The organism is Chitinispirillales bacterium ANBcel5 (genome assembly GCA_029688955.1).
Lineage (GTDB): Bacteria > Fibrobacterota > Chitinivibrionia > Chitinivibrionales > Chitinispirillaceae > Cellulosispirillum > Cellulosispirillum alkaliphilum.
The window spans coordinates 43,458-55,759 of sequence record JARUKZ010000015.1; the positions used below are offsets into that span (position 1 = coordinate 43,458).

The 12,302-nt window shown below is 38.2% G+C and carries 10 protein-coding genes; 2 read left to right on the forward strand and 8 right to left on the reverse strand.

The window, feature by feature from the left end; all coding sequences use genetic code 11:
• Positions 1-86: 86 nt before the first annotated feature.
• From QA601_09860 to QA601_09880, 5 genes are all read right to left on the reverse strand, one after another.
• Positions 87-1,850 (reverse strand): cellulase family glycosylhydrolase, encoded by a 1,764-nt coding sequence (locus QA601_09860; protein MDG5815385.1) that lies wholly within the window; start codon positions 1,848-1,850, stop codon positions 87-89.
• A 149-nt stretch (positions 1,851-1,999) separates the two neighbouring features.
• Positions 2,000-3,604 carry a sodium:solute symporter family protein gene (locus QA601_09865; protein ID MDG5815386.1) on the reverse strand — a complete coding sequence of 535 codons (1,605 nt, stop codon included), beginning with the start codon at positions 3,602-3,604 and terminating at the stop codon, positions 2,000-2,002.
• Positions 3,601-3,795, reverse strand: coding sequence for a hypothetical protein (locus QA601_09870; GenBank protein MDG5815387.1), 195 nt, complete (start codon positions 3,793-3,795; stop codon positions 3,601-3,603). The genes QA601_09865 and QA601_09870 overlap by 4 nt, the downstream gene beginning before the upstream one ends.
• A gap of 2 nt (positions 3,796-3,797) precedes the next feature.
• A complete protein-coding gene (locus tag QA601_09875) occupies positions 3,798-4,436 on the reverse strand; it encodes a TetR/AcrR family transcriptional regulator (protein MDG5815388.1) in 639 nt (212 codons plus the stop codon).
• A 166-nt stretch (positions 4,437-4,602) separates the two neighbouring features.
• On the reverse strand, positions 4,603-5,700 hold the full coding sequence (locus QA601_09880; protein MDG5815389.1) for an AI-2E family transporter: 1,098 nt from the start codon (positions 5,698-5,700) through the stop codon (positions 4,603-4,605).
• A 260-nt stretch (positions 5,701-5,960) separates the two neighbouring features.
• On the opposite strand from QA601_09880, the gene QA601_09885 reads away from it, so the two are divergent.
• Complete coding sequence (locus tag QA601_09885; GenBank protein MDG5815390.1) at positions 5,961-8,069, forward strand: 7TM-DISM domain-containing protein; 2,109 nt, start codon at positions 5,961-5,963, stop codon at positions 8,067-8,069.
• A 107-nt stretch (positions 8,070-8,176) separates the two neighbouring features.
• Here QA601_09885 and QA601_09890 read toward each other — a convergent pair whose 3' ends face one another.
• A complete protein-coding gene (locus QA601_09890) occupies positions 8,177-9,325 on the reverse strand; it encodes a DegT/DnrJ/EryC1/StrS family aminotransferase (protein MDG5815391.1) in 1,149 nt (382 codons plus the stop codon).
• 219 nt (positions 9,326-9,544) lie between these two features.
• On the opposite strand from QA601_09890, the gene QA601_09895 reads away from it, so the two are divergent.
• Complete coding sequence (locus QA601_09895; GenBank protein MDG5815392.1) at positions 9,545-10,255, forward strand: methyltransferase domain-containing protein; 711 nt, start codon at positions 9,545-9,547, stop codon at positions 10,253-10,255.
• A 60-nt stretch (positions 10,256-10,315) separates the two neighbouring features.
• On the opposite strand, the gene purD is transcribed toward QA601_09895, so the two are convergent.
• Both purD and QA601_09905 read right to left on the reverse strand, forming a co-directional pair.
• A complete protein-coding gene (gene purD, locus QA601_09900; GenBank protein MDG5815393.1) occupies positions 10,316-11,614 on the reverse strand; it encodes a phosphoribosylamine--glycine ligase in 1,299 nt (432 codons plus the stop codon).
• Between the two features lie 29 nt (positions 11,615-11,643).
• Positions 11,644-12,291 (reverse strand): hypothetical protein, encoded by a 648-nt coding sequence (locus tag QA601_09905; GenBank protein ID MDG5815394.1) that lies wholly within the window; start codon positions 12,289-12,291, stop codon positions 11,644-11,646.
• Positions 12,292-12,302 lie beyond the last annotated feature (11 nt).

Sequence of the window (12,302 nt, forward strand, 5' to 3'; positions counted from 1 at the left end):
TCCAATTCAACCAGTCGATTACATGTATAAAAAAATGCCCCAGAAAATTATCTGAGGCATTACAATGTATAAAGAATTATTGAAATTTATCTGTCTATAACAGCAGAGAAGACTTCAGACTTTGCTGGACCATTGAGACGTATAAACCATAATCCTTTAGCCAGATTATTGATCCTGAGATTGGTTTTATTCAGTGATCCACTGGAAACGACTCTTCCATTTGGTCTGAGAAGTTCATAACCTGTAAATTGATGAGATTGAGGAAGCGTAAGGTTTAGTTCTCCACCTGACACAGCGACATTTACCTTAGTCTGATTAACATTTCTTGTTCTTAAAACAGAAGTAGAGGGCTTGATATCAATCCAGTTGATATTATACAGGCCTGAGGCTATACCTCTAAAATCCAATCTTAACATATGATTTCCGGCAGGCAACTCAAGTGTAGTTGAGAAAATATCCCAGTCTTGATACCCTCCAGTTCTAATTATCCTCACTTCTCCTAACGTATCATTTCCAATTGAAAAGTCCACCCATCCAGCGACTTCTGTTGCCGCTCTTATATCCACCTTATAATTACCAGCTTCATTCACCGAAATTTCGTACTCAGCCCAATTACCATTATTTATGTTAGCAATGTTTTTATCACCGCTTTCATCTTCTGTATCTTCAACTCTTATACCATCCATTTCGGTGTAATTTTGTGCCTGAATTCTTCCGGGAATATCAAAAACCTGTGGATCATGAAAGACTGTGTCAGGACCTGCGGGAAGTTCCCAGTTTTGACTATAATCACGTAAAGTTTCTCTAATAAATCGACCGGATTCACTCAACTGACTTACACTCCAACCACCTTCCGCACCACCAGAGTTTAGAATCGCTGATAGTTCTCCTAAGTTTTGTACTGACCAGTTGCACCAACTTATGTGCAGATTATCCATCCAATCAAACCACCTTCTTGTTTCTTCAATATAGACCTGTGGATTATGATAGTCGTTATCCGGATCTGGTCTTCCCCCATTTGCATGCGTTGTTCCCCATTCAGATACAAACAATGGTATTCTTGCGTTAAGCGTGGCGCTCCAAGCGCTTGTCCTGAGTGAACTACCGTGTGTTCCTGCATAGAAATGCAATACATATGCAACGTTGTGATCATCAAGAGGGTTTTGAGCAGCAACATCAACCCTCTGACACCATTCAGGTGTTCCCACCAGAACAAGATTATCCGAGTGTTGCCTAATTGCAGCGATGACATTTTCATGATATGGTTTAAGTTCATGATCCCAGTATCCCTGAGCATCCCTGCCTTGATTAGAACGAATTGGCTCATTTAAAATTTCGAATATTACGTTTGGTTTATCTCCATACTCTTGTGCTATGGTGGTGAAAAAATCTATTGCGTATGATTCAATTTCGCTTACATTTTGGGCCTGTGTATCATAAGCATGAAAATCGACTACGACATAAACATTATTGGCAATAGCTGCATCTATAACCGCTCTTGCAAGGTTTAACTGGTACTCTCTATCACTTGGATTATCGGAAGCGATGCCAACTCTGCCACTTGTTGTTCTGGCAGCAATTGCCGCCCTTATAACGGTTATTTTCCAGTCATTAACCAGAGTATTTACCACATTTTCATTATAATAAGCATCTCCGCTTCCCCAATGCCCTAAACTCCAATACAAACTCATGCCTCTTAACTGTGCAGGTCGTCCATGGTTCATACCAATGATTTTGTTATCATCAACTCTGAGATGCCCATGGACATCAACAGGATTTTCCTGCGCAAAAGCGGAGGACAGGGCGATAATTAAGCTCAAAACTAAAAATTTCAGATTAACAACTCTCATCTAAAATGCCTCCATATTAATCGATTAAGTTAATTGTGTTAATTGCTATAGTTCGGTAATATAAGATATACTACTATAGTATGGTAGAAAAAAAGCCGATGTAGGTTTATGAAATCGGCTTTATTTATTAAGGTTTTGTTATAATATTGCTATTTAACACCATTAAATACTTCTTTTAGGTGTCGATCATTTGGTGGTTTAGATAGCAGGCTAAAAACAATGGTAAAAATGGTTGAAACCGGCAATGCCACAACTATTGGATCAACATTCTGAAGCCATGGACTTGAGGCCAAACTGTCCACTCCAAACAAGGCATTACACAATCCAAGAGGTTGAGACTCTCTTATATGAATAAAAGTAATCCAAAAGGAGCTGGTCAAAAGACCACTTATAAAACAAGCCTTTGCACCTGTTTTAGTAATTCTTTTGGAAAAAAGAGCCCCTACGTAGAGAGGTAGAAATGTTGCAGCACAGAGCCCAAAAAATATTGCCGTTCCAATCGCAACTATGGCAGAACCCTGTTCAAAAAACTGCGGTAAGCCCCAGGCTAAGAAAGTACTAGCTAAAATAGTAATAATCATAGCTACTTTTGTAGTGAGCACAGAACTTTTTGTCTTTATTCCCAAACCCAACTCGACAAAATCACGACCGAAGGCACTTCCCATAGCATGAAATTGTGAACAAAGTGTGGTCATAGCTGCGGCAAGAAGGGTCACCATGAAAATTGCAGTAAACCAGGGGGGCATAGCCATATTTATAAACATAGGGATTATATTATCGGTTCTATTTTGAACAGCTTCTATTGACACCTTACCAACTTCTCTTTCAAAATAAGCGTTGCTCAGTGCCCCGACTATAAATGATACCCCAACCATCATTAGAATAAACACACCACCTACAAGAACAGCCCTGTTGAGTTCACGATTACTCTTTACAGTCATAAACCTGACGATTAACTGAGGTTGAGCAAGCACCCCTATTCCTACACCTATAGTTATAGTTGAAACAAGCTGCCACCAGAACACAGAGCCTATTCTGGGCATAGAGGTCCAGCCGGTATGTCCGGATGACCCGAAAATATCTACTGCCCGTTCTTTTAAACCGGACAAACTACTGTGAGCTTCAGTTACTCCACCAAATTGAGAGTAAGTAAAAATGAGCAGAATAAACATTCCTAAAAACATTACTACTCCCTGAAATGCATCTGCGTACATCACCCCCTTTAATCCGCCCATTATTACATAAACCGAAACAATGGATACAAAAAACATCAGTGCTATGTCATAATTTATTCCAAGAGTCTCTGTTATAAACTGAGTACCGCCAATAATCACAGATCCTGCATACAGTGGCATTGCAATAAAAATTAGCAGAGCTGAAGAGATATGCAAAAATTTTGACTGGAAACGTTTTCCAATAAACTCGGGAAAGGTATGAACATCCATATTGTGCCCTATTTTTCTTGTACGCTTCCCAAATATCACAAATGCTATAAATATACCCACGAAGATGTTAAGAAATGTGAGCCACAAAATTCCCATCCCATACACTGCGGCCGCTCCGCCAAACCCAATGATAGCCGCAGTGCTAATAAATGTAGCACCATAACTTAAGGCCATAATAACAGGATGAGCTTTTCGACCGGCGAGGAGATAATCTGAGGCATTTCTTGTTCCTCTGTAACCAAGAAATGCCAGGAAAGCATTTATAACAACAAAAATCAGTACAATTGATCCAAGAAGAAAAAGATTCACCTTAGCCTCCCACTTTCCATTAATTCCGGCTCATGTTGCTCCCACCTAATTTCCTCTTCAATCTCCACTTTCTCGTTTTCATCACCTGGCTTATTCCAGTTTATTATTCCATATGCCACACATAGCAGCGCTGAGAGAATCGAAAAGAGATAGGCCAGTAACACTCCCGTTCCTTCAATACCCATAAACATCTTTAATCTCCTTGTAGTGCACCCGATTTATATATTCCATTTTTAAGCATCGACAGAATTGTGTCCCACTCATTTAAATACACCTCTCTAAGCTGATCCATGTTTTGATCAGTAGAAAGGTTGCAAACAAAGTCATTTCTGGTTTTCATCAAAAACCATCGCAAAATATCAAGCATACTCTCAAAAGAATAAGCAAGATAATCAGTTTCGATATTAGTAAAAAGCTTTTCAAAATGGTTTAAAAATATTGCATGGACCTTGTCCCCGATGTCTGGGTGGGGTATTTGATTACATTTTACTATAAACAGAATCATTTCAGGGTTTTGAATATAAAATTCGATTGCCACCGAAGCTACAAATCTAAATCTCTGCAAAATATCGGGGGGTAATTGTTTGTTTTCTGAAGAAATTACCTTATCGATAAATTTATATAGTTTTGTATAGACATATTCAACTATAAATAAAAAAAGTTCCTCTTTGTGGCTTATATATTCGTACAAACCACCTTTTGATATTCCTGCTCTTTTTACAATACGATCTGTAGAGGACTGCTCATAACCGTACTTACTGAATTCTTCAACACAGCTATTTATTATTCTTAAGCGCTTAGATTCCCGGAGATTAAAAAATGCTTTTTTCACTTACCTCACCAACTTGTAAACAGAAGCCGACCAGGCGGTCGGTTAAATAAACATAGCCTATAAGATAATTTGTGTCAAAAAAGCTGTCCACCACATTCTCTTGATTCTTCTTATAGCTAATTGGGAACTGATTTAATTTTTAAGTATTGAACCACTACTAATCGTCTTACTCATCTTCCTCTCTAATATTCCCGTTTCGGGAAAGAGCAACAGCTACAGCCCGGCTTTGGGGAAAATGAGATAATACGATCATAATAATAGAGGTTATGGGGACACTAAAAAGCATTCCAGATACCCCCCAAAGTCTTCCCCATAATGCCAAAGATAGCAGAATTACCAGAGGGCTTAAGTTTAATCTGTCACCCATAAATCTTGGCTCCAGAAAGCTTCCCATAAGCTGCTGAATAGTTGTAACACCTATAATCACGATCAGAAAAGGTCTAAAGTCCTCAAATTGCAGCAGAGCTAAAATTGAGGGGAAAATGGTGGCAATAATAGACCCTATGGTGGGGATGAAATTGAGAAGAAAAATGGTGAAAGCCCAGAAGCTGGCAAAATCAAGTCCAACAATAATAAATATCACATAACTTAAAAGGCTTGTTGTGAGGCTTGTAAGTGTTTTTATTCCAAGATACATCCTGATATCAGCATCTATTCGGGCTATAAGCCTGCTTACTTCCTTTTGCCGTTTTGGATTTTTAATTAGAGCAAGAAATTTTGGTGTAAAACTTCTTTGCTCCAGAAATAGAAACAGAAGGTAAATAATAACAATACCTCCCCTGGAAATAAATCCAGTGACCCCTCTTGCCATTGGGGTAGCCATTGCAGCAAAATTAACATCTCTAATTAGCTGTCTTACAGTAAGTGGTTCATCCAATTGCAAAAAACTAAATATTTTTCCTATTACCTGTTCAAGGTTTCGCTGATAAGTGGGCGCCATTGACACCACATCAAGGATATTATTGTAAACCAAATTAATAACCAGTGTTAGAACAGCTGCTATAGTAAGTAATGATGAAAGGAATGCAACAGCATGCGGTAAACGTTTTCTCCTCCAAAGGGGAATTTTTTCATATACCTCAGTAAGCACATTTATCAGATACCAAATAAATACAGCGAGAAATAATGGAATTAGAAGGCTTTTCCCTACCGATAAAACATATAATGAAGCAGCTATCACGAAAATATAAAAAATCAAATTTAAATTAAATCTTCCATCTCCGGGAAACTTCACCAGTGTTTCGGGTTCTTTTAAATGTGACATGTTTATCCTGATTGGGGTTGGCTTTTAACAGCAGATCAGACAATAGTTTAGATCGTAAAAATAGTGTTCTTGTATCAAGAAATCAACAATATGTCCCAAAATTAATGAAATGTTCATCTATTTAAACTGGAATTTATGTATAAAAATATTGTTCTGTAGGTTTTAGATAAAAAAAAAGCATTTTTTTCTTAACAAAATGCTTAAGCATAATTTATTTAACATGATAAATAGTTTTATTAAAACAATGGGCATATCTTTAAATGAATAAAATAATAATACTTATCCTCTCTCTTATTCATTTGACCTCAGCAGCTCCATTTCTTTTATCTGAGGATACTAACCTCTTTAGCGAAAACATTTACTTCTATATTGATACAACTGCATCTCAAAACATTGATGATATTGAGCGGGTACAACTAAAGGGTAAGTTTTCTCCAGCTAACCCTACTATTAATTTGGGATACACAACGAGTGCTCTATGGCTAAAAATGACGGTAAAGAATAATACTGAGAAATCTGGTAAGTGGTTGTTCGAAATAGGTGTTCCTTCACTACATCACGTAACCTTTTATTATCCCGATAAAAGAGGTGGTTACAAAACCTACGAATCAGGCCTGGTGGTTCCACGCAAAATCAGAGAAAACTCATTCACAAATCCTGTTTTACCGCTTGAGCTAGCAAGGGGTGATCAGGTTACATTCTTTACGCAAATATTGTCTGAGAGTGCACTAACCTTTCCAGTTTTTCTCCATTCAGAGAGCGACTTTCTTTTTAAAGAACGCAATGTACAGACCTTTCTGGGTTTTTATTTCGGTGCCCTTTTTGTAATTATCGTTTTCAGCTTTTTTATATTTATAAAAATTGGTACAAAATACTATCTCTATTATATTCTGTTTATTGGAGGACTTGCTATAGGACAGATGCTTTTAGTGTATGGTAACGCATTTGACTATTTTAGTTTTGTTATTCCCGGTAAATTACTACCTTTTTTAAGTCTTGCAAGTTTCATTTCCGCAGTTTTTGGTGTAATCTTTTCAAGATGCTTACTTAATTCTTACAGGTACACACCTGTACTGGATAGAATTCTTAAAATTGTATGCGGTTTAACAGTAATCAGTGGAACAGTTTCCGTTTTTATTTCCTTCTCCTGGTCAGCTAAACTGCTCGGTATAGTAAACATTGTTGCTTCTTTTATACTAATGATTGTAGCTATTATTAGCTGCAAAAAAGGTTATAAGCCATCAATGTATTACCTGTTTGCGGGAACACTCTCCCTTTTGGGATTCATTCTCTATAACCTGATGTATACTTTTGATATAGTACCATTTTCAATTGCACTATATTTTCTCCCAAATGTAGGTGTAATCGCCACTGCGATTCTTCTTCCTGTAGCAATTGTTCAAAAGGTTAAACTTTCTGAAGAACAGAAACGCAAGGCCCAAATCCAACTCATCGACGAACAACAAAAATCCATGAGCAAGCTTAAGGAATTGAATTCAGCGTTGGAACGTTTTGTGCCAACACGTTTTCTTTCACTACTTGGAAGAAATAATATAGCAGAAGTGTCGCTTGGGGATCAGTGCAAATGCACTATGACTGTGCTCTTTTCAGATATTCGCTCCTTTTCCACTATTTCAGAACAATTAAGCCCAACTGAAAGCTTTGAATTTTTAAACCAGTATCTGAGTGGAATAGGTCCAGTCGTGAGAAAACATGGTGGGTTTATAGACAAATACTATGGTGATGGAATAATGGCGCTTTTTCCGGATAATGCGGCAGATGCGGTCTCCGCTGCCATTGAGATACAAAAATATGTAGAAACGTTCAATGATAGGTTTAGTAATTCAAAATACCGTTGTATTCAAACAGGCATAGGCATTCACACCGGCAAAATGATACTTGGAACAATTGGAGAGGATTTTCGAATGGATGGTACGGTTATTTCAGATGCGGTTAATTTATCGAGTCGTCTGGAAAACCTTACGAAAAAATTCAAAACTTCAATAATTATAAGCCAAAATGTTGTGGACGCACTTTCAAATTTTTCCTATAACTTTAAAATACGAATGCTTGGTACAGAAACTGTCAGGGGAAGAAAAGAGGAAACAATAATTTATGAAATTCTTGATTCGTTACCCGAAGATTTATTGAAAATCCGGTGTAAAAACACTAAAACTTTTCAAAAAGGGGTAAAGCTTTTTTATACAGGACAAACAGAATTGTCGATAAAATATTTTCAACAATGTCTAAAAACAGACCCCCAAGACTTTGCTTCCATTTTATTTCTTAATAACGCCAGAAGCTCTAATTCAAAATTAGATTTTATTGATGCTACCATATTTACAAATAAAAACCCCAAAAGAACCTAATCAATTACTAATCCACTTATGAGCAATGTACGTAAATAAAAAAGGAAATTTTTGGTCGTCTAAAACATACGTTTTAAAGTAATAAAAATGTTTTTTCACCGAAAACGTTACTTAAAGATCCCGCAAACAGCTTGTATAACATCATTTACGTCTGAATCCGTAAGTTTCGCCGATAGAGGAAGGGAAAAGGTAGTTTCACCTACATTTTCAGCCACCGGAAAGTCTCCTTTTCTATACCCAAATTCATCTGTGTAATATGGGTGAAGATGAAGAGAGGTATAGTGAACAGCAGAACCAATATTTTGGCTATATAGTCGCTCCATACATTCATCTCGGGAGATAGATGCCCCATTTGCTACCCTAAGGGCATAAATGTGTTTTGCGTGCCGTATAGTTGAATCAGATGGAGAGGGAGGCAAAATGAAAGGGAGTGTACAAAATGCTTCATCATAGCGATTCCAAATTTCGTCTCTTCGAAGAAGCGATGTTTCCAGGCGATTTAGCTGGTGCAAACCAAAAGAGGCCTGGATGTCAGTCATGTTATACTTATATCCAGGCATAGAGACCTGATAGTGTTTATACCCTCTATCTGAATATCGTGACCAGGCATCTTGTGACATACCATGAAGTGCGAAAACTTTGATCTTATCTGCCCACTCCCGGTTTGAGGTAACAACCATCCCTCCTTCGACTGTAGTTAGATTCTTAGTGATATAAAAACTATAAGTAGTGATATCACCATAGGTTGCCATTTTTTTACCTCTGTATTCCGATTCAGCAGCATGGGCCGCATCTTGAATTAAATGAAGGTTATGCTTTGATGCAATTGAACGCAGTGAAGCCATATCTGCCGGGTAACCATACAAATGAACAGGTATCACAGCCCTTGTTTTTGAAGAAATCTTTCTTTCTACATCAAACGGATCTATTGTTAAATCTTCTTCTCTTATATCAGCAAAAACAGGCCTTGCCCCTGCATGTATTACTGCGTTTGCAGTCGCGCAGAAAGTCAGTGCAGGAATTATAACTTCATCACCTTTCCCAACACCTGCCGCAAGAAGAGCAAGGTGTATTGCAGCAGTACATGAGCTTACAGCTACAGCATTTTCAATTCCCTGGTAGGTCGCAAACTCTTTTTCGAAACGTTGAGTCTTAGGTCCTGTACCAAGCCAACCAGAATGAATAGTATCCAAAACCTCATCTATCTCTTCTTGTCCTATTTGAGGACTTCCGTATACCAAAAAATCACTTCGCATAAAAGCTGAAATATCCCACCAAAATAAAAGTGTGCTTAAAAAATGGTATGCATATACCTAAAAAAGGTAATATACCTCAATATTTAAACAAATTGCAATGTTTTCTAATGTTTGCTACTACAAATGATTATCTCATTATTCGCCAAACTGTAAAAACCTTGTTTTCTGTCTTCCCAAAAAGTTCTAAGAAAACAAAAGAACTAAAAACCGAAGACTATAATGTATATTAGCCTGAAGCGAAGATATATTCAGAATATTTTCCTATATTTGCTTAAAACCATGAATCTACAATTCAAAACTAAAGAATTTAGCCTTGAAAGCAGTTCGGGATCCGGGCGTACATTTCGTTTTGTTCGTCCGTCTAACCCCACAGATGTGCTGGAAACGATAACCGATGAGCAGTATGAAAAGGACCATTTCCTTCCATACTGGGCAGAGACATGGCCATCCTCTACAGTTCTCTTTGAATATCTTACATCTACCTTAAAATCCAGCACCATAAAAATCATTGAGCCTGGATGTGGTCTTGGGCATCTTTCTTCTGTTCTGGCATCGCTTGGTCACTGTGTAACCGCTATGGATATATCTCCCGTGGGATGTAAATACGCCTTGCATAATATTCGAAATAACAGCTCAGGGGGACAAGTTGTTTGTTGTGACTGGAGATCACTGCCGTTTAAAAAGGGATATGCTGATTTACTAGTAGCATCAGATATACTGTACGAAAAGAGATGGATAAAACCTGTATTATCGGTCGTTAAAAACACAGTAAAAAAAGAAGGTAAAGCCCTTATTGCTGATCCCTGCCGAACACACTGGGAAGATTTCAAAAGAGAAGCTTCCGGCAAAGGATTTAATACCAATGTGGTACATACAGGTACGGTAAACAGTGGTAAAATTGTGGTAGAAATTCTTGAAATAAGAAGGTAAGTTGTTTAAAGGCTTCTTTTTTCTGGAAAAAGCAGCTACTTTTGTAGCTGCTTTTGTTTACTAAACTCTTTTTTTCAATCTGGTGAGCCCCTTTGCAGCGATATCTCTGCGAAACACTTTGCCTTCAAAGTTAATTTCTGCAACTCCTTCGTAGGCAAAACCGATCGCATCGATAAGAGTCTCTGCCCAGGCACTAACGGCAAGAACTCTGCCACCATTTGTAATAAGATCTTCGTTTTCATCAAACGCAGTGCCAGCATGATACACGTCTATATTAGATTTTGTTTGCTCAGCTTCTTCTATTCCTGTAACTGGTTTACCCTTTTCATATTCTCCGGGATAGCCTTTACTTGCAAGCACAACGGCTACACAGTACCCCGAACTGACAGACCATTTTACAGTAGCAAGATTCCCTAAAGCACATGCTTTAAATACCTCATACCAGTCGCAGGAAACAAGCGGCAATACAGCTTGTGTTTCAGGGTCCCCAAATCTGCAGTTATACTCAACCACCCTTGGTCCGTCTTTAGTAATCATTATTCCCACATAAAGAAGCCCCTTGTAGAGACTTCCTTCCTGATCCATAGCCCGAATAGTGGGTACAACTATATTTTGTTCAATTTCTAAAAGTAACTGATTATCAACTACCGGAGCAGGCGCATACGCTCCCATACCACCAGTGTTGGGGCCTGTATCTTTCTCACCTATTGCCTTGTGATCCTGAGAAACGGGGAGTATTCTGTATGTTTTTCCATCAGTAAGAACAAATACAGAAGCCTCCTCTCCTTCCATTTTCTCCTCTATTACTACAGTCTCTCCGGCTGAGCCAAAACTTTTTGCGTCAAATATCTCATCCAGTGCCCTTTTTGCTTCTTCCATAGAGTTACACACTATAGCACCTTTTCCTGCAGCAAGTCCACTTACTTTAATAACGATCGGCGCACCTTTTTTTTCAAGATACCGGAGCGCATCACTTTTAGAGCTAAACAGGTCATATTCTGCAGTAGGAATCTGATATTTTTTCATCAGTTCTTTTGAAAACGCCTTACTCCCCTCGATTCTGGCAGCATCTTTTGAGGGTCCAAAGATTGTAAGCCCTTTTGTTTTAAAGGAATCCACAATCCCTTCAACAAGAGGAATCTCGGGACCAACAACCGTTAGATCGATTTCATTATCCCGGGCCCAATCTGCAAGCTCATCCCAGTTATTGATTTTTTTATCAACAAGCATACAGCCGTCTTTTTCCATACCAGGATTTCCGGGATATGCATACATGCATAATGGTCGATCAGAGCGCAGAAGAGCCTTTAAAATCGCATGTTCCCTGCCACCAGCTCCAACTATTAAAATGGAATTCATAAAATCCACAGTATCACTCCTTATTACACCTACTTCAGAACATCCTCATCTTCATCACCGTGAGGCTGAAGACGTTGAGTTTCCTGAATGTACTCTGATGTGATATCCTGCTTACTCTGCAGGTGATTTACTACTCTTAGTGTTTGTTCTTCATTCAGTGTTATTCTTGTCTGACGTGTTAAACGTGACTTAAAATCCCATTCACCAAGTACTTCCTTTGTTACTTCAAAAGAGTCCTCAATGGAAACAAAAGCCTTCTCATCAGCCCTTAAAGCATAGCAGCCGTCTTCATCAAGACAGGAATAATCTGAACAGTAACGAATATGCTGCTTTTTTACATCCGCAGTTTGTGCTACTCTGTAATATCCGGTTATAAAGAAACGATCTTTATATTCCGTGTCAGCCCCAACATATTTGGTCATAAAAAGCAAATATCTATATTTTGATTTGATAAAATTAGTACGCACTTTGCTTTTAGAACAACCGTAAAAGCCATAAGTCCCGGTTTCATAATTAGGTTCGGGAATTATATCACTCGGGTATTGCTCTGGTACTTCACGTATTGGTAATTCTGATACCGGATCACTTGAATAGAAAACAATCATGCCGGTGTCAGATGCCCTGTAATCCTGCCATAAGACACTATCTACCGATCTGTTCATGATATCACCAGCCATAATAACTCCTG

Bases quoted from the DNA above. Each gene is read 5' to 3' on its own strand.
- QA601_09860 (MDG5815385.1), bottom strand. From the start codon at position 1,850: ATGAGAGTTGTTAATCTGAAATTTTTAGTTTTGAGCTTAATTATCGCC.
- QA601_09870 (MDG5815387.1), bottom strand. From the start codon at position 3,795: ATGTTTATGGGTATTGAAGGAACGGGAGTGTTACTGGCCTATCTCTTT.
- QA601_09880 (MDG5815389.1), bottom strand. From the start codon at position 5,700: ATGTCACATTTAAAAGAACCCGAAACACTGGTGAAGTTTCCCGGAGAT.
- QA601_09885 (MDG5815390.1), top strand. From the start codon at position 5,961: ATGAATAAAATAATAATACTTATCCTCTCTCTTATTCATTTGACCTCA.
- QA601_09890 (MDG5815391.1), bottom strand. From the start codon at position 9,325: ATGCGAAGTGATTTTTTGGTATACGGAAGTCCTCAAATAGGACAAGAA.
- QA601_09895 (MDG5815392.1), top strand. From the start codon at position 9,545: ATGTATATTAGCCTGAAGCGAAGATATATTCAGAATATTTTCCTATAT.
- purD (MDG5815393.1), bottom strand. From the start codon at position 11,614: ATGAATTCCATTTTAATAGTTGGAGCTGGTGGCAGGGAACATGCGATT.
- QA601_09905 (MDG5815394.1), bottom strand. From the start codon at position 12,291: ATGGCTGGTGATATCATGAACAGATCGGTAGATAGTGTCTTATGGCAG.